Origin of the sequence: Pseudomonas sp. C8002, from assembly GCF_013385765.1 — a bacterium.
Classification (GTDB): Bacteria; Pseudomonadota; Gammaproteobacteria; order Pseudomonadales; family Pseudomonadaceae; genus Aquipseudomonas.
In genome coordinates this window covers 322786-340804 of sequence record NZ_JACAPJ010000005.1, presented here as the reverse complement: position 1 = coordinate 340804, position 18019 = coordinate 322786, and the positions used below count along the sequence as shown (strand labels likewise).

Annotated in this window: 17 protein-coding genes and 1 pseudogene; 7 read left to right on the top strand and 11 right to left on the bottom strand. The window is 57.7% G+C overall.

The window, feature by feature from the left end:
* Positions 1 to 14 precede the first annotated feature (14 nt).
* From arsH to HX814_RS08135, 5 genes are read right to left on the bottom strand one after another with little or no spacing between them, the layout of a single operon-like run.
* Entirely contained in the window at positions 15 to 728 is a 714-nt protein-coding gene (gene arsH, locus HX814_RS08155) for an arsenical resistance protein ArsH (protein ID WP_038443860.1), read from the bottom strand.
* 47 nt (positions 729 to 775) lie between these two features.
* A complete protein-coding gene (locus HX814_RS08150; protein ID WP_177015392.1) occupies positions 776 to 1246 on the bottom strand; it encodes an arsenate reductase ArsC in 471 nt (156 codons plus the stop codon).
* A gap of 16 nt (positions 1247 to 1262) precedes the next feature.
* Positions 1263 to 2546, bottom strand: coding sequence for an arsenic transporter (locus HX814_RS08145; RefSeq protein WP_177015391.1), 1284 nt, complete (start codon positions 2544 to 2546; stop codon positions 1263 to 1265).
* Between the two features lie 24 nt (positions 2547 to 2570).
* On the bottom strand, positions 2571 to 2927 hold the full coding sequence (locus HX814_RS08140) for a metalloregulator ArsR/SmtB family transcription factor (RefSeq protein WP_175385216.1): 357 nt from the start codon (positions 2925 to 2927) through the stop codon (positions 2571 to 2573).
* A complete protein-coding gene (locus tag HX814_RS08135; RefSeq protein ID WP_177015390.1) occupies positions 2924 to 3346 on the bottom strand; it encodes an arsenate reductase ArsC in 423 nt (140 codons plus the stop codon). The genes HX814_RS08140 and HX814_RS08135 overlap by 4 nt, the downstream gene beginning before the upstream one ends.
* Before the next feature lie 141 nt (positions 3347 to 3487).
* On the opposite strand from HX814_RS08135, the gene arsN2 reads away from it, so the two are divergent.
* The 4 genes from arsN2 (at position 3488) to HX814_RS31470 (ending at position 6044) form a co-directional block, all read left to right on the top strand.
* Positions 3488 to 3940, top strand: coding sequence for an arsenic resistance N-acetyltransferase ArsN2 (gene arsN2, locus HX814_RS08130; protein WP_226298246.1), 453 nt, complete (start codon positions 3488 to 3490; stop codon positions 3938 to 3940).
* A 72-nt stretch (positions 3941 to 4012) separates the two neighbouring features.
* The gene (locus HX814_RS08125; protein ID WP_177015388.1) at positions 4013 to 4381 is read left to right on the top strand and encodes a hypothetical protein; all 369 of its coding nucleotides are present in this window, start codon (positions 4013 to 4015) and stop codon (positions 4379 to 4381) included.
* Between the two features lie 61 nt (positions 4382 to 4442).
* Entirely contained in the window at positions 4443 to 5612 is a 1170-nt protein-coding gene (locus tag HX814_RS08120) for a DUF3800 domain-containing protein (protein WP_177015387.1), read from the top strand.
* 75 nt (positions 5613 to 5687) lie between these two features.
* Positions 5688 to 6044 (top strand): hypothetical protein, encoded by a 357-nt coding sequence (locus tag HX814_RS31470; protein WP_226298247.1) that lies wholly within the window; start codon positions 5688 to 5690, stop codon positions 6042 to 6044.
* A 43-nt stretch (positions 6045 to 6087) separates the two neighbouring features.
* Here the strand turns inward: HX814_RS31470 and HX814_RS08110 are convergent, their stop codons facing one another.
* Both HX814_RS08110 and HX814_RS08105 read right to left on the bottom strand, forming a co-directional pair.
* Positions 6088 to 7329, bottom strand: coding sequence for a UvrD-helicase domain-containing protein (locus HX814_RS08110; RefSeq protein ID WP_317451555.1), 1242 nt, complete (start codon positions 7327 to 7329; stop codon positions 6088 to 6090).
* Complete coding sequence (locus HX814_RS08105) at positions 7268 to 8929, bottom strand: ATP-dependent endonuclease (protein WP_177015413.1); 1662 nt, start codon at positions 8927 to 8929, stop codon at positions 7268 to 7270. The genes HX814_RS08110 and HX814_RS08105 overlap by 62 nt, the downstream gene beginning before the upstream one ends.
* 310 nt (positions 8930 to 9239) lie before the next feature.
* Here HX814_RS08105 and HX814_RS08100 point away from each other — a divergent pair.
* Positions 9240 to 9839: pseudogene (locus HX814_RS08100) on the top strand (ATP-binding protein); the annotation flags it as partial.
* On the opposite strand, the gene HX814_RS08095 reads toward HX814_RS08100, so the two are convergent.
* A complete protein-coding gene (locus HX814_RS08095; RefSeq protein ID WP_003208775.1) occupies positions 9826 to 10410 on the bottom strand; it encodes a TetR/AcrR family transcriptional regulator in 585 nt (194 codons plus the stop codon). The pseudogene HX814_RS08100 and the gene HX814_RS08095 overlap by 14 nt on opposite strands.
* A 114-nt stretch (positions 10411 to 10524) precedes the next feature.
* On the opposite strand from HX814_RS08095, the gene HX814_RS08090 reads away from it, so the two are divergent.
* Positions 10525 to 11448, top strand: coding sequence for an ABC transporter six-transmembrane domain-containing protein (locus tag HX814_RS08090; RefSeq protein WP_008439408.1), 924 nt, complete (start codon positions 10525 to 10527; stop codon positions 11446 to 11448).
* Positions 11449 to 11565: 117 nt separating this feature from the next.
* Here the strand turns inward: HX814_RS08090 and HX814_RS08085 are convergent, their stop codons facing one another.
* Entirely contained in the window at positions 11566 to 13542 is a 1977-nt protein-coding gene (locus HX814_RS08085) for a methyl-accepting chemotaxis protein (RefSeq protein ID WP_008439409.1), read from the bottom strand.
* Positions 13543 to 13720: 178 nt separating this feature from the next.
* The gene (locus HX814_RS08080) at positions 13721 to 14641 is read right to left on the bottom strand and encodes a LysR substrate-binding domain-containing protein (protein WP_003208769.1); all 921 of its coding nucleotides are present in this window, start codon (positions 14639 to 14641) and stop codon (positions 13721 to 13723) included.
* Between the two features lie 152 nt (positions 14642 to 14793).
* On the opposite strand from HX814_RS08080, the gene HX814_RS08075 reads away from it, so the two are divergent.
* Positions 14794 to 16197 (top strand): NorM family multidrug efflux MATE transporter, encoded by a 1404-nt coding sequence (locus HX814_RS08075; protein ID WP_177009062.1) that lies wholly within the window; start codon positions 14794 to 14796, stop codon positions 16195 to 16197.
* A gap of 128 nt (positions 16198 to 16325) precedes the next feature.
* Here the strand turns inward: HX814_RS08075 and HX814_RS08070 are convergent, their stop codons facing one another.
* Positions 16326 to 17996 (bottom strand): bifunctional diguanylate cyclase/phosphodiesterase, encoded by a 1671-nt coding sequence (locus HX814_RS08070; protein ID WP_008439412.1) that lies wholly within the window; start codon positions 17994 to 17996, stop codon positions 16326 to 16328.
* Positions 17997 to 18019 lie beyond the last annotated feature (23 nt).

Here is an 18019-nt window from a genome sequence, read left to right as displayed (position 1 = left end):
TCCTCGTACTGACGTTAGATGGAGCGCTGGTTGACGCGTTTGGAAAGCTCTTCGGCGGACTCTTTACGCTCGGAGTACCGATCAACCAAATAATCCTGGCGATCCCGCAACAGCAGGGTGAACTTCATCAGCTCTTCCATCACGTCCACGAGACGGTCGTAGTACGAGGACGGCTTCATACGACCTGCCTCGTCGAACTCGGTAAATGCCTTGGCAACCGAAGATTGGTTTGGGATGGTGAACATCCGCATCCATCGGCCCAGTACGCGCAGCTGATTAACCACGTTGAAAGATTGCGAGCCACCGCAGACCTGCATCACTGCAAGGGTCTTTCCTTGCGTAGGTCGTACAGCACCTATCGCCAGCGGAACCCAGTCAATTTGGGCTTTGAATACTGCACTCATGGAGCCGTGACGCTCAGGGGAGCACCACACCTGCCCCTCAGACCATTGCATCAGCTCGCGCAGCTCAGCGACCTTGGGATGTGTATCGGCAGCGTCATCCGGAAGCGGCAGACCCGATGGGTCAAAGATCTTGGTTTCAGCGCCAAACTCATTCAGCAGGCGTGCCGCCTCTTGCGTGACTAACCGGCTGAATGAGCGCTCTCGCGTTGATCCATACAGCAGAAGAATGCGAGGTTTATGGAGCGAAGGCGTGCGAGGCGACAGTTGCTCCAGCGACGGAATGTCGATCAGGTCGGCGTGTACGTTCGGCAATGTGTCTTGCATAAAAACTCCTACGGCGGCGCCAGGTTGGACACCGCCTCGGTTGATCTTTAAAGCGAACCGATGCGATCCAGTTCAGCTTTCAACTGTTCAGCGCTGATGATCTTCAGTGGCAGCGCAAGAAATGCGCTCACGCGCTCGTGAATTTTGGCCAGTGTGGCTTCAAACGCTGCGGTGATCTCGGCTTCCGACCCGCTAGCCTCAGACGGGTCGGCCAGCCCCCAATGCGCTTTCAAAGCGGGCCCGAAGAAGATTGGGCATGCCTCACCCGCAGCCCGGTCACAGACAGTGATCACGATGTCTGGAGGCGAGCCTTCAAAAGCATCCGAAGCCTTGCTGCTCAAGCCCGCCGTGGAGATACTCGCCGCCTCCAGCGTTTGCAATGCCCGTTGATTCACCCGGCCACTGGGAAAGCTTCCTGAGCTGACGGCTTCTACACCCTCGGGCGCCAAGTGGTTGAAAAGCGCCTCGGACAGAATGCTGCGGCAGCTGTTGTGGGTGCACATGAACAAGACTTTCATCAGAAGATTCCTTGATTCAGAAACTGAGGCGCAGTGCCAGGGCGGACAATGTGGCGACGAGGATGGGCACGGTCAGCACGATCCCGGTCTTGAAGTAATAACCCCAACTGATCGTTATGTTTTTCCGGGCGAGCACGTGCAGCCACAACAGAGTTGCCAAGCTCCCAATTGGGGTGATCTTCGGGCCCAAATCGCAGCCGATGATGTTGGCGTAAACCATCGCTTGCTGGACTACACCATCGACTTCAGCGGCATGAATGGATAAGGCGCCTACCAGAACGGTGGGCATGTTGTTCATGATCGAAGACAGCAACGCTGTTAGCAGCCCTGTACCAAGGGACGCGCCCCAAACGCCATAACCGGCGAACACGTTCAGGAACTGCGCGATGTGGTCGGTCAGGCCGGCGTTCTTCAGGCCATAAACAACCAGGTACATACCCAAAGAAAAAATCACCACCTGCCATGGCGCCTCTTTGAGCACCTTGCCTGTGTTGATGGCGTGGCCACGAGCCGCGATGACGTAAAGAATGAATGCACAGACCGCTGCAATGGCGCTGATTGGCACCCCTAATGGCTCAATGACAAAGAAGCCGATCAGCAGTAGTGCCAGCACCCACCAACCGGCTACAAAAGTGGCCCGGTCGTGGATCGCCTCGTCCGGATTGTCCAGTTGGTTGAGGTCATAGGTCTTTGGTAGATCTTTGCGGAAAAACCACAGCAGCATGGCTAATGTCGCCGCCACGCTGACGATGTTTACCGGCACCATGATCGAAGCATATTCGTTGAAGCCGATATCGAAGTAGTCGGCAGAAACGATGTTTACCAGGTTGGAAACCACCAGCGGTAAGCTCGCCGTATCAGCGATAAAACCGGCTGCCATGACGAATGCCAACGTAGCCGCAGGAGAAAAACGCAACGCCAGCAACATCGCGATCACAATGGGTGTGAGGATCAATGCTGCTCCGTCATTGGCGAACAGGGCCGACACCGCTGCGCCCAACAGGACGATAAATGCGAACAGCTTGCGCGTGCTCCCGCCTCCCCATCGGGCCACATGCAGCGCAGCCCACTTGAAAAAACCTGCCTCATCAAGCAGCAGACTAATGATGATGACCGCGATGAAAGTCCCAGTGGCATTCCAGACAATGCGCCAAACCTCTGGTATGTCGGCAAGGGTAACGACACCTGCCAGCAACGCCACGATGGCACCGAACATCGCACTCCAGCCAACCCCAAGCCCCTTGGGTTGCCAGATGACAAGGACGATGGTGGCGATAAAGATCAATACGGCAATCAGCATTTCATTAATCCGGTTAGGCGTGACTCAGCTACACACGGTTTGGTTGATCGGACGGTCGTTCATGCCGCAGAGGCGCTTAGCCTCGGTTTCCAGCCATTGCTGATTGGCGTCTACCACTTCCTTCAAAACTGCAGTCACCCACGCGGGTAAATCAGGATTCAGGCGGTAATACACCCACTGGCCTTGGCGACGATCCAAAAGCAAACCGGCAGAGCGCAGCAGGGCCAGATGACGAGAAATCTTAGGCTGACTCAGGTCGAGTGCTGCCGTTAGCTCGCATACACACAGCTCACCTTCACTCACGACAAGCAGCGAAATTTTTGCTCGGGTGTCATCCGCCAGGCACTTGAATAAGGTGGTGGGGTTCATGGGTTCTGTCATAGATCCTCCAGGTGTTTGGTCTTGACCAAAACGAAGAGCTTGATGCGCTCGTGGATGTCGTGGAGCGTATGGCGAAATGCGCCAGGATCATCGCTAGTTACTGGGTCAGGAAAATCCCAGGCAATGACTTCACCTGCACTGGGCATTGGTAGGCACTCGCTTGCGGATTTATCACAAAGAGTGATTACGTAATCGAATCGATCAGCTTGAAACTCGCTGAGGGACTTGCTGCGCAGGCCCGTTGCATCGACTCCAACTGCCTCCAATGCCTGAGTGGTGCGCGGATCAACCTCAGACGGTTCAGATCCTGCACTGAAGGCCTCGAAGCGCGGGTCGGTGTGCCGCAGCAAAGCCTCTGCAAGCAGGGAGCGGGCTGAGTTGGCAACGCACACGAAAAGCACTTTGATAGCAGGGCTCATGGTGGAACTCGATGCATACGGAAAATCGAATATACGCTTTGGCGAATATCCGGTAAAGCGAATATGATGGCTGCTGTTTCGGCATGTGCCCTAACGTTCCATGCGTGTCGGCATAACGGAGATGAGAGGATGGAGGTGGATATGATGATCCAGGCAACGGAAATAGCCGGAGGGCAGTCGCAGCGCTTTCGCGATGCGCTGAAATTTGCTGACCTTCCAGCAGACGATATTGATCTTCCAGGCCGAACCTTTTTTGAGTTCACACAGGATAGTGAGACGGTCGCATGGGGAGGTTTCGAAACGCATGGTACGGACGGGTTGCTGCGTTCCCTGGTCGTAGTCTCGACATACAGATCGAAAGGGGTCGGTGTCACGGTGCTTAAGATCATTGAAGCGAAAGCCGCCGAGCAGGGAATCGCTCGATTTCATTTGCTGACAACAACTGCTTCAGGCTTTTTTGAACAACAGGGCTATGCAGTAAATCAACGAGATTCTGCGCCGCCTCTGATTTCTCAGACGGAGCAGTTCAGGGGGCTTTGCCCTGGATCGGCTTGCTACATGTGCAAGGCCTTATCTGCGAATGCACGAAAGTAGCTGATCACCTTGATGATGGCTTTTAGCCTCGATGCCAGCTAGATTTGGAGCTTTCTACGATCAAGGAAGGATATGAAAAAGCTCATCGCAGTAATGGGGATCTGTGTCGCACTAGGCGGTTGCGCTACGTCCCACTACACCGCAGGACGAGACTTTCCGTCAGCCAGTGTAGCGAGCATCACCAAAGGCAAAACCACCACTTCAGAACTGAAGTCGCTATTTGGCGAGCCCTACGCCAAGAGCGCCGTCAGCGAGACTGACGAGAAGTGGATCTACACCTACACCAACGGCTCAGCCCATGCTCAAAGCTACGTGGTCACTATGAAGGTGACGACTACGGGCACTCAGAAAACGCTCGACGTCTTGATCCGAAATGACGTGGTCATCAACTACACGTTCAGCGAAGGCCCCGCTCCAGGCAGTACCACTGCGACGAACTAAGTTCGCCACCTTGCCATTGGGCGCCCCACCGCGCTCAGTACGTTGTTGATGGAGCAAGCTCATGGACAGAACATATGCCTTCGTGGATGAGTCCGGGAATTCCGACCTAGATACGTCGAAAGCTGGAAGCTCGGACTTCTTCATCGTGTGCTCCATTCTAGTGGCAGAGAAAGACCTGGAGGCTGCTTATGCCCAAGCTGAAGCGCTCCGCAAGCGGCATTTTCAAACAGGCGAGATCAAATCTAGCAATCTGAAGCCCAAGGATTCAGATCGCCGCGCCCGGATCCTAAACGAGCTAGCCGAGCTGCCATTCAAGCTCTATTTCACCGTCGTTGATAAGTCCCGAATTCACAAAGACGGCGGCCTCCGTATCAAGACCTCGTTCATAAAATACGTGAACGGGTTGCTCTATGAACGCTTGTTCCGCGCATACCCTGACCTCCAGATGATCGTTGACGAGCATGGTGGCCAGGAATTTCAGGAGAGCCTCAAAAGCTACGTTGCAGAACGATTCGTGGACGACCTATTTGGCGATAAGGATGCCTTCCAGACGATGGCCAGTAAGGACAACGTTTTGGTTCAGGTTGCAGATTTCTTCGCTGGCTCAGTCGCTCAGATCTACGAAGAGAAAGCTTCGGAAGAAGCTGTTCTTGCCTACAAGAAAATCCTCCGCAGCCTGACTCTTGGAATGCTTGAGTGGCCATCCAAGTACCAGTCTCTTCTGCCGCCGCCGACGGATGAATCTGGGTATGCAGACTACCAGGTACACCAAGAAGCTCTCCGCCAGGCCGACCGCTTTAGCGAGCGCGTTGGTAAGCACCCCGATGAAGATGAGCGACTGCAGCTAAGCATCTTGAGGTTCTTGAGATTCCAGAGCGAATTCGTCACCAAGGATTACGTGCTGACTACGGAGATCATGGCCCATCTAAAAGATAGCGGACTGGGAGAGGTCAACGGCCAGAGAGTCCGCTCCAGTGGCATTGCCAAACTCCGCGATGCGGACGTCATCATCACAAGTGCGGCGAAGGGTTACAAAATCCCCCAGACACGTGCGGACATCAACGACTTCCTAGAGCGGGCATCCGGCATCGTCGTCCCTCTTCTCGACCGCGTTAAAAAAGCGCGCGATGTGTATCGGCTGAGCAGTCGAGGAGAATATGACATCGTCACTGCCAACCTTGCTGAGCTAGCCAAGCTGCTCGCTGCGCTCGAGGCTTTTGCAGATGACTGAACTCAGTCATGGCAACGAACCTCAGCAGGCTGCACTGATCCAGGATGAAATCCTAGAGATCTGAAAGAAGCCAAGGTGCTCGCGCGTAGATTCTATCGCCTGACCGGCAAGCCGCTGGGCGTGACAGGCGAGGTCGCAGAGTACGAAGCTGCTACTAGACTCGGCATGTTACTACATCCTGCAAGGCAGGCAGGTTACGACGCTACAGAGACGCTGGAAGATGGCATCGCGAGAATCCAGATCAAGGGCCGCTGTATCCTGAACCCGCTAAAGATTACGGGCCGTATGGGCGCAATTGATCTCACCACGGCAGACGATCTCTTTGCCGATGCTGAAAGGCAGGGAATGGCCCCGACCAGAACCATGAGGTTCGACTTGATTCTGACCCCTGCTCAATTAAGCCAGTCTAGACACGCCGAAGCTTCGACATGATGACTATGGCCCGCGCATCACTATCTGAGATAAGGCTTTATTATCATATGACTGCTCGGGCTACACCCGGCCACACGGGAAACGGCAGCTCATTCACTTTCTTGTCCTCAACCAAAAATGCCAAGCTGTAGCGAGCACGGGTGATTGCAACGTAGAGCTTGTTCCGGGACTCTCCGGTCTTATCCTTATCAAACGCCTTGCCGTCTCCCGCCAAAAACTTAAGATGGTTTTCCGCAGGGATCACAAGCACACGGTCAAACCCTAGTCCTTTGCAAGAACCGAAATTATAACAAACGAGGTTTGGCGGCAGGTAACCGGCACCCGTTCGGGCGTTCCACCGAAGCACGCTCGGGTGAAATGCGGATATGTAGTCATCAACTTGAGATTGCCTGACAACGAAGCTGCCGAGGTGATCAGACATCTCGGCTGGAACGTCTTTCACTGCAGAGATTGTTTTCTCGTAAACCCCAGGATTGATCGTATCGGATAGATCGCAAATTTCTTGGATACATCGCTGATTGGTGGGCATGGTCTTTTCCACGAAACCCAGCTGACCAACGAAATAATCGATCTTTTCTTGAGACGTCAACGGTGCCTTGTGCCCAAATGTCGTGCTGTAGATCGTCTGCCGGAAATCGCCTACACACCAGATCCCATCAGGCATTATCTTATTGAGCGACTTGATAACCTCATAGTCCCAGCCGACCAGATCCTGCACCTCATCGAAATAAACCTTTTGATAAATACTAGATAGCCGAGTGGCGGGTGCATTTTTGGATCGTTTTCCTACGAGAGCGACCAGTTTAGCGAGGTAGCCTGAATAAGCCATAGTCTTACAAGGAGTCAAATAATGCAGGGGGTTGACCGCCCCTCCAGTGAGTTTTTCGGCTCTCCCTTTGATGTATACAGGCCTCCCCTTTACGAAAACACCTGGGAGGTGATGGGGGTTATTTTCAGTGAAGAAATGGGCAGCAATTCGACTTGGGAAAACCACGCTCTGGTAAGGCCGGATCATGTCTTCCAAGTAGAATGAAAACAGCCCTTTTACGACGAAATCCTCACTGTTTTTCCCGTCGTTGAGTTCAACAAAACGCGCTCGTAATTCTGCTTGATTATTGGTGGTGTAGGTGACGACGAGAACCCGCCCACCAGCCTTAACGATGTCCACGGCATCGCTGATAATCTTATGCGTCTTACCCGAACCTGCCCCCGCTATCCATAGCTCATTCGCCAAAATCGAGCACCTCATCCAAAAATACTGGATATTTGAAATCAAGGTCGCCATCAAACAATCGGATAGCTGAGTCTACCTTGCGTGTTCCCTTTCCATTGCCCTTCACACTTCTGAACCACTCGATCAAAAACTCTCTTCGGTCATCCAAGGAAGCCTCGGCCCCATAAAGTTTATATGTCTGAGCCGATAGAATTTCCTTCGCGAAAGCAGCTAGAGACGCCTGATCAACTGAATTTGCATATATCATCGCCGGTTCTAGTGAGAACTCCAGGTCGTTTTTTGACGAGAAGATTTTTACGTTTGCATAGTCCTTGTACTCCGCCTGAGCAGGCACGACGTTCTGGAAGTAGTCCTTGTCGTTGTCTCTAAGTACGTGAATGCGAGTACCAATCTCCTTTCCAACCTCGATAAAGGTTTTGAAGCCCACACCTCTTACAACAATAATGTCGATCCCATCTTTCTCCGGAAGATGGTGATATTTACGCAGGTAGATTTTTTTCAGCACAAGCTCGTCAGAAGGCCCCTCAACCAAGATGACTTTTCTAGACAGTGCTACCCGCAGCGTGTCGTATCCAGGTAGACGCTTCAGCGTCTTTACAACATCAGGATCTAGAGTATGTAGCCTCTTGTAGCCAGACTGCACAAGGCAGATTTTGTCGATACTTAACTTATTCAGCACGTAGGAGCTGTGCGTAGTGAGGAACAGCTGCTTGGAACGACGCTGAGTTTCAATATAGTGCACAAGTTTGTTCAGGTTGGTATGTGACAGATGATTTTCCGGTTCCTCCATCATCACCAAATCAATGTCATGGGCTTTGTTCTGGATAGCGAGTTTGATCTGCACATTGCTCTGCTCACCCTTTCCAATAAAGTGAAAGGGAACATCATTTACCTCAAGCTGCAGGCCGGTTTGGATGGATCCCACGGGTAAGGTACTGGCAGCTATAGACAGCTTGCTATCAGTTATCAGATGGCCTGCATCAAGATTTGCATTAACCGCCATCACCTCGCCTGAGGTGTTGAATACTTGAAGGTTCTCGCGATAATTGAGCGTCAGCTTAACAAGCTCCTCCTTTTCTAGAGCTGTATTGAGGATATTGGAAATGTACTGATTCTTGCCTAACGTGGGGTGAATTCGAGTCGGGTCGATGTAAAGCGCCTTGAATTTTTTAGCAATTGGCTTTATGGGATTCCATCCAAAATCTAGCCATTCGACCTTGTAAAATTCAACGGGAATGCTTGTGAAAGACGGCTTGGCTTGTCGGCGAAGTTCATAGACTTCGGCAAGTGCAGGATCGAAACAAGCCTGCACCAAAACACCCTGAGCATCGGCTTGGTGGCTGTTATTCGAACCTCGGTACTCTGGCACCCCCTCAATGTAGGCCTCAATGATTAGCTTGGGCAGATGCTGGGCGCTTAGATCGGTATCCAAAAACTGCGTGACTGCTTCTTGGTTAAATAGATCAGGAGAAAACTCGCCACTGAAGGGGCGACCACGGTGACTAAAGTTAAGCACGATCTCAAGCGCTTCGAGAATCGTACTTTTGCCGGCATTGTTGTCGCCAACAAAAATATTCACGTCATCGTTGAATTCGAGATGATCGTCCCGGAATTTTTTGAAATTGATGAGTTTGATCGACTTAACATGCACCCTAAATCCCTCAAGATAACTATCCATAATGGCGCTTCGCCCAAGCAAGCAGACGGTACATCGCGAGGTTGATACTGTCCATATCAAGTATTTGAAGGCAAAAGATGGCGAGACAGGAGCTTAGGGGCATCGAATAAAGGGATATGTCAGAGACAGAGGTGGCACAGATGGATTTGTCCAGGCGCACTCCCTATCGGATAGAGCCTTGTCTTTCTAAAGGTGAAAAAAAGCCAGCCGGCAAAGGCTATGTCCACTCGGTGAGATTTGGCGGGGGATCACCTAACACTTCAAATGAACGACTTGGCGGGAATTAAGCAAAATACCGGAGTTTGATCGCAAAGTCCTGGAGGTGCTGCGTGAGCCGCTGGAGTCCGGGCATATCGTGATTTCCCGCGCTCGCGACCGGGTGCGTTTCCCGGCGCGCTTTCAGTTGGTGGCGGCAATGAACCCCTGCCCTTGCGGCTATGTGGGCGAGCCCAGTGGGCGCTGTCGCTGCACGCCGGAGCAGATTCAGCGCTATCGCAACAAACTCTCGGGGCCGCTGCTGGACCGGATCGACCTGCACGTGACCGTCGCCCGGGAAAGCACCGCGCTGAACCCGGGCATACAGTCCGGTGATGACACCGCCAGCGCCTCCGTCCTCGTCGCCGATGCCCGGGACCGCCAACAACGGCGCCAGGGCTGCGCCAATGCGTTTCTCGACCTGCCGGGGCTACGCCAGCACTGCAAACTGGAAAAGGCTGATGAAGGCTGGCTGGAAAGCGCATGCGAACGGCTGACGCTGTCGTTGCGGGCGGCCCATCGCCTGCTCAAGGTCGCCCGCACCCTGGCCGACCTGGAACAGGTGGAAGCCATCGCCCGCCATCATCTGGCGGAGGCCTTGCAGTACCGCCCTGCTAGCGCGTCCTAGGCAACGCCAGGAGCAGCCCCGCCACTTCCATCACCTCATCCATCACCGCTTCAGCTGACTCAACGGAGGGTTTGAGCAACAAGTCATCGGCATAGCCCATCGCTACGGCAAAGAGTTGTCGCGCAGCGCGCTTGGGCGACTCACAGCGGAACACTTTGGCCGCCACACCTTGCTCGATGATCTCGGCGAGCATGGCTTGCCATTGGGCGTTGATCACCAGGTAGGCCTGGGCCAATGGCTCGTCATGCATGGCTTCGTCCCAGGCATCCAGCCATAGCGCCCAACCGGCGTCTGCCGTGGAGGGCAGGCAGTCACGCAGGAACCCTTCGAGGGCTTCCAATGGCGGCAGATCCACCAGCGGCGCCCTCACCTCGTCCAGTTGCTCGTTGGCGAACCGCACGAACGCTTCGCGGCGCAGTTCTTTCCAGTCGCTGAAGTAGTGATAGACGTGGCTGCGGGACAGCCCGGCATGCTCCGCCAGGTCGCGGGTGGAAACATCGGCAAACCCTTTGCTGCGAAACAGCTCCAGGGCGGCGGCGATGATCTGGTCTTTACGGTCGATACGCGACATGAGGCTTTTCCTTCAGGCACCGGCAGATCGACGGCGCTTGCTTTTTGAGCGGTCGCTCAAGGATACTTGAGCAGTCGCTCAATAATAGCGTTTATCTCACTCTCGGTGCACCCCATGTCATCCGTAACACCCCAGATCCTGATCGAAGAAAGCAAAAAGATCGGGCAACAATCCGCCAGCCAAACCCTCAAGGCGATCGCCAAGGCCTATCCCGGCAAGTTGTTCTGCACCTTGTCGCTGGTGGCCCTGGAGAACGCATTGCTGCTGGCCTACCCACTGTTTGCGGGGTTCGCGGTGGACTCGATCATCCGCGGCGATGCCGGCAGCGCGCTGTTCTACGCCGCCGTGGTGCTGGCGTTCTGGGTGGTCGGGGCGGCGCGACGGGCGCTGGATACGCGCACCTTCACCCGTATCTACGCGGACCTTGCGGTGCCGGTGATTCTCAACCAGCGCCTGCAAAACCACAGCACCTCACGGGCGGCTGCGCGGGTGGTGTTGGCGCGGGACTTTGTGGATTTCTTCGAAAAACACGTGCCGATCATCGCGACGGCGCTGGTTTCCATCGTCGGTGCGGCAGTGATGCTGTTGGTGATCGAGCCGTGGATCGGCCTGGCGTGCCTGACCGCGCTGGTGCTGTGCACAACCTTGTTGCCACGTTTCGCCCGGCGCAATCAGGAACTGCATGAGCGCTTGAATGACCGCCTGGAAAAGGAAATCGGCCTGGTGGAAAAGGTCGGCGCACAGACCTTGCAGCGCCACTACCAGGTGCTGTCACGCCTGCGCATCTGGCTGTCGGACCGCGAGGCCGCAGCGTTCCTGTTTATCGGCACGCTGGCGGCGCTGTTGTTTGTGGTCGCCATCAGCCAGTTGGCGCTGTCGCCGGCGGTCAAGGCCGGCCATGTGTATGCGGTGATGACTTACCTGTGGACCTTTGTCAGCAGCCTGGATGAAGCGCCAGGGATGGTTGATCAACTGGCGCGACTCAAGGACATTGGCAAGCGTGTGGACCCGGGGCTGGGCGACCGATCCGACGTTTGACGCGTCGGGTCGGCCGTCATCGCGGGCAAGCCCGGCTCCCACAGTGGACCGCGTACTCCAGAACAACACGGTCAACTGTGGGAGCGGGCTTGCCCGCGATGAGGCCCGAACAGTCAATCAACGAAACCGGTCAACCTCATGCCGCAAGCCCGCCGCCAGGGTCTCCAGTTCCTTGGCGGTGATCGCCAGGTTGGACACCACTTCACGCTGCTCGCTGTTGGCCAGGGCGATGCTCTGCAAGTTGCTGCTCAGCAGGGTCGCCGTGCTGCTCTGCTCCTGGGTCGCCGTGGTAATGGCCGCAAACTGCTGGCCCGCCGAGCGGCTTTGCTCGTCGATCCGCGCCAGCGCAGAGGCGACGTCAGCGTTGCGAGCCAGGCCTTCCTGCATCAGCACGTTACCTTGCTCCATGGTGCTGATGGCGTTGCCGGTTTCCTGCTGGATACTCTGGATCATCCCGGAAATCTCATCCGTGGCCTGACGGGTGCGCGATGCGAGGTTGCGCACTTCATCGGCCACCACCGCAAACCCGCGCCCCTGCTCACCGGCCCGCGCCGCTTCGATGGCTGCGTTGAGCGCCAGCAGGTTGGTCTGTTCGGCAATCGCGGTGATCACTCCGACGATCCCGCCGATTTCCTGGGAGCGCTGACCCAGGGTGTTGATCACCGTGGCCGTGCTGTTCAGCGCGGTGGCGATGTGTTCCAGGGACGACGACGCTTCCTGCATCGAGGTGCGGCCGATCCTGGTTTGCTGGGCGTTGTCCTGGGCCAGGCGCTCGGTGTTGCCCATGTTGTCGGCAATATTCAGCGAGGTGGCGCTGAACTCTTCCACCGCGCCGGCCATGCTGGTGATCTCGCCGGACTGTTGCTCCATGCCTTCGTACGCACCGCCGGACAAACCCGACAACGCCTGGGCGCGGCTGTTCACGTCTTCAGCCGCCTTGCGGATATGCGACACCATGGTCGACAGCGCTTCGCCCATCTGGTTGAAACTGCGGGCTAGTTGGCCGATTTCATCATGGCTGGAAACGTTCAGCCGTGCGCTCAAATCACCGGCGCCCAGGGCTTCGGCCTGACGCACCAGGTCGCCCAATGGCTGCAACTTGCTGCGCAGCAACCAGACCGCCGCGCCCACCGCCAGCAGCATCGCGAGCAAGCTGCCGATCGCCAGGCGAATCCCCACCGACCATGTCACCGCGCGAATTTCGGCTTTCGGCATGCTCGCCACCACCGACCACGGGCCGCCTTCAAACGGCACGGCAACGCTGTAGAAATCTTCGTTCTTGTCGCTCCAGAAACGGCCTTTTCCAGGTTTGGCGGCCAGGTCGAGCATCACCGGAATCGACTGATCCAGCGCCTGCACGCCAGCGGGCGGTACCAGCCAGTGCTTCTGTTCGTCCAGCAGCGCCAGGGAACCGGTCTGGCCGATGCGGAAACGCTTGAGGTTGTCGAACTGGGCGTTCTGCGCATCGGTGTAGTCGAAGCCGACAAACAGCACCGCAATCACTTTGCCGCTGGCGTCCCGCACCGGGCTGTACTGGGTCATGTAGGAGCGATCGAACAATACCGCACGGCCAACGTAGCCCTGCCCGCCCAGCAAGCGTTGATAGGCCGGATGCTGGTGATCCAGCGCCGTACCGATGGCGCGGCTGCCATCCTGCTTGGTCAGGGAGGTGCTGACGCGGATAAAGTCCTCGCCGCTGCGTACGAACAAGGTCGCCACGCCGCCGGACATCTGCTTGAACTCATCGACTTCAGCGAAGTTGTTGTTGAGCACTTCCTCGCCCAGGTACAGGCCCGGCGTCTGCACGCCCGCCACCGTCACCGGTTGCTCAGGGCGCGTACTCAAGCCGGCGCTGAAGCGCTTTTCAAACAGCCCGCTCAAACGCTGGGTACTTTCGCGCAAGGTGCTGTGGAAGGTATTGAGTTGGTCGGCCAGCAAGCGGGCCTCGCTGGCCAGGTGCTCCTCGCGGGTGTCGAGGTTGGCGGAGTCCAGCGAACGCAACGCGAATACCGTGCTGCCGCTGATGACGACAGCCAGTATCACGGCGAGGGCAAGCCCCAGTTGAGAGGCAATCCGGGCGCGAGGTTGAGACATGAAGGCTCCTGGCCGAGGCCAGGATCATCCTGATCTCATAGCGCTGCTCGGCAAAATTCTAATAGGGGAAACGTTGCAGAACGGTAGTTCCAACAACCCTACTTCGGCGGGTAGGCTCAATACTTGAGCGAATCACAGGGGTATCGCGCAAACGATTGCTGGCCGGTGCGCAATCCACTCAGTCGAGGCGCTCGACCTGGGGCAATTCCATGGCCTGCACTTCGCCCTGGAGAAAGTCACCCAGCCGTCGCAAACGCTCGCCACCCGGCCGGGTCTTCGGCCACACCAGATAGTAATTTTCCCCACTGGCCACAGCGGTGGGCCATGGCAGACTCAGGCGGCCCTGGGCCACGTCTTCGGCCACCATCAGCAAGTCGCCCATGGACACGCCGTACCCTCGGGCGGCGGCGATCATGCCCAACTCCAAGGTGTCGAACACCTGCCCGCCCTTGAGCGAAACCTGGGATGACAGCCCCATGCGCTCCAGCCAGTTGCGCCAGTCACGCCGGTCCGGCGTCGGGTGCAGCAGTTCGGCAGAGGCCAGGCGCGCAACGTCCCAGGGTCCGTCGCTCAACAGGTTCGGCGCGCCCACCGGAATCAGCAACTCCGGAAACAGGTAGCTGGCTTCCCAGTCCGGCGGGAAATGCCCGTTGCTCAACAACACCGCGCAATCGAATGGTTCCTGGTTGAAATCCACCTCATCAACGCTCATCCAGGCGCTGGTCAGTTGCACTTCATTGCCCGGCTGCAGGTGCCGGAAGCGACTGAGCCGCGCCAGCAGCCAGCGCATGGTCAGGGTGGACGGCGCCTTCATGCGCAGGATGTCGTCCTCGGCATTCAAGGTATGGCAGGCGCGCTCCAGGGCCGCAAAGCCTTCACGCACGCCCGGCAGCAACAGGCGCGCTGCCTCGGTGAGTTGCAAGGTGCGGCCGCTGCGCTGGAACAGGCGGCAGGCGAAATGCTCTTCCAGGGTACGAATGTGCCGGCTCACCGCACTTTGGGTGATCGACAACTCTTCCGCCGCCCGGGTGAACGAGTTGTAGCGGGACGCAGCTTCAAACGCGCGCAAGGCGTAAAGAGGAGGAAGACGACGAGACATGGCGAAAACTCCGACGGCGCAATATCGAAACCCTACCAGAATCATTCAGGCATGAGTTTTAATCATGCGAACCATCGGATTTATCCCTTTGTGCAATGCGCTGTGAGCGCCGAGAATCAACCCTTCCACCCTTCCCTGACTTTTTGAGCGTGATGATCATGCAGCATCCGGCACGTACCGAACTCTGGGCCATTCTGCGGCTGTCAGGGCCGCTGATTGCCTCACAGTTGGCCCACATGCTGATGGTGCTGACCGACACCCTGATGATGGCCCGCCTGAGCCCCGAGGCCCTGGCCGGCGGAGGCCTGGGTGCGGCGAGCTATTCGTTCGTGTCGATTTTCTGCATCGGCGTGATCGCTGCCGTGGGCACGCTGGTCGCGATCCGCCAGGGCGCCGGCGACATCGAGGGCGCCACCCGCCTGACCCAGGCCGGGCTGTGGCTGGCCTGGTTGATGGCGCTGGTGGCTGGTTTGCTGCTGTGGAACCTCAAGCCAGTGCTGCTGATGTTCGGCCAGACCGAAACCAACGTCGCGTCCGCCGGCCAGTTCCTGACCATCCTGCCGTTCGCCCTGCCCGGCTACCTGACGTTCATGGCCTTGCGCGGCTTCACCAGCGCTATCGGCAAGGCCACGCCGGTGATGGTGATCAGCCTGGGCGGCACGGTGATCAACTACCTGCTCAACCACGCGTTGATCGAAGGCATGTTCGGCCTGCCGAAACTCGGGCTGGTGGGCATTGGCCTGGTCACCGCCATCGTTGCCAACTGCATGGCCCTGGCGCTGATCTGGTACATCAAATACAACCGTGCCTACGACGCGTATCCGCTGCGCAAGGGTCTGCTGCGGCCCAACCTGCATTACCTGCGGGAACTGTGGCGCCTGGGCCTGCCGATTGGTGGCACCTATGCGGTGGAAGTCGGGCTGTTTGCGTTCGCCGCGCTGTGCATGGGCACCATGGGCAGCACGCAGCTGGCTGCGCACCAGATCGCCCTGCAGATCGTGTCGGTGGCGTTCATGGTGCCGGCGGGCATGTCGTACGCGATCACCATGCGTATCGGCCAGCATTACGGTGCCGGGCAGTTGCTGGAAGCGCGGCTGGCCGGGCGAGTTGGCATAGGCTTTGGCGCAGTGGTGATGCTGGGCTTTGCAGCGGTGCTGTGGTTGTTCTCGCACCAACTGATCAGCCTGTTCCTCGACCAGCATGACCCGGCGTTTCGCGACGTGATCAACCTCGCCGTCAGCCTGCTGGCGGTGGCCGCATGGTTTGAGCTGTTCGACGGCGTGCAGACCATCGCCATGGGCTGTATTCGCGGACTCAAGGATGCCAAGACCACCTTCCTGGTCGGACTGGGCTGCTACTGGCTGATCGGCGCACCGGCCGCATGGTTGATGGCGTTCAATCTCGGCTGGGGGCCGACGGGCGTTTGGTGGGGCCTGGCCCTGGGCCTGGCGTGCGCGGCAGTCAGCCTGACCTGGGCGTTTGAACGGAAGATGAAGCGGATGATTCGCCAGGAGCCTGAAACCCACCGCGAATTTCAAGCCGCGCAGCCGGAGTAACGGCTGTACTCGGTCAAATGTGGGAGCGGGCTTGCTCGCGAATGCGGTGGGTCAGCCATGAATGGGTTGGCTGAAATACCGCATTCGCGAGCAAGCCCGCTCCCACATTTTTGATCGGGTTCACACCATCAGATCACGCCGCCCACCAGTTCCTGGCTGTCACCAAACGTCAGGTAGTCCACCAGTTCCGCCAACGGCAACGGCTTGCTGATCAGGTAACCCTGGGCCTGATCGCAGCCGAACAACCGCAGCAACGCCAGTTGCTCGGCGGTTTCCACGCCCTCGGCGACCACTTCCAGGTTCAGGTTATGAGCCAGGTTGATCATGGCGTGCACCAGCTTGCGATTCTCTTCGCGCTCTTCCATGCCGCCGACAAAGCTCTTGTCGATCTTCAGCAAGGCAATCGGCAGGCTGTTGAGGTGCACGAACGACGAAAAGCCGGTGCCAAAGTCATCCAGGGAAAAGCGCACACCCAGGCGGCCCAGCGCATCCATGGTCTGCTTGACCAGGTCGCTGCGGCGCATCACGGCGGTTTCCGTCAGCTCAAATTCCAGCCACTGGGCTTCCACGCCGCGCTCGGCAATCAGCCGGCTGAGGGTGCTGAGCAGTTGGCTGTCCTGAAACTGGCGGAACGACAGGTTGACCGCCATGTGCAACGGCGCAATCCCGCGTTCGCGCAGGTCCTGCATGTCGCGCAGGGCCCGGGAAATCACCCAGTAGCCCAGCGGCACGATCAAGCCGCTCTGCTCGGCCAGCGGCACGAACTCGCTCGGCGGCAACAGGCCGCGCTCACCGTGGCGCCAGCGCACCAGTGCTTCCAGGCCGACGATATGCCCATCGTCGAGGTCCAGGCGGGGCTGGTAATGCAGCTCCAGTTCGTCACGACGCAACGCCCGGCGCAGCTCGCTTTCAAGGTCGGCGAGGCTGCGGGCATTGCGGTTGATGCGTTCGTTGAAGATATGAAAGGTGCAGCCCTGGGTGCTTTTGGCTTGCTGCATGGCGATGTGGGCGTGCCACATCAACGGGTCGGCGCCGGCCTTGGCGCGGGCATGGGCCACGCCGAGGCTACAACCGATCAGCAGGCTTTCGCCATCGACCCAATAGGGTTCGGCCATGGCTTCGACGATGCGCTCGGCCATCCATTCGGCGCGCTGGGGCGCACGGCGGGTGTCGATCAGCAGGGCAAATTCGTCGCTGCCCAGGCGCGCCAGTTGATCGCCGGCCTCCAGCTGGCTCTTGAGCCGCGAGACCACTTGCAGGATCAGCCGGTCGCCGGCCTGGTGGCCGAGGGCGTCGTTGGCGTGACGGAAGTTGTCCAGGTCGAGGTGGCCGAGGGCAACGCCACGGCCTTCGTTTTCCGCCAGGCGGGCGGTCAACAGGGTCTGGAAGCCCTGGCGGTTGGCGATACCGGTCAGCGGGTCCTGTTCGGCCAGGCGTTGCAGGGTGTTTTCCAGCACACCGCGCTCGCGCACATGCCGCAGGCAACGGCGCAATGTATCGACATCCAATGCATTCAGGATCAGCCAGTCGCTGACGCCGAGGGGTGAAACCAGGGGTTCCTCTTCCAACAGCAATACCGTTGGCAAGCTGCAGCGACCGGGGCCGGGCTGAAGGTTGGCCGTGGTCAACAGCACCGCGCTGTGATCGTCGTCGAACAGGTTGCTCACAGACTCCCAGTTTGGCGCGCTGATCAGCACAGCTCCGTCGCCCATCGGCGCCAGGCACTCGCGCAATAACGCTGCCCACGCTGGCTCATCGGCCAGTAGCAGCAAACGCAAGGGTTCGACAGGCGTAGACAAGCTAGCTCCCTAGACTCTGCAAA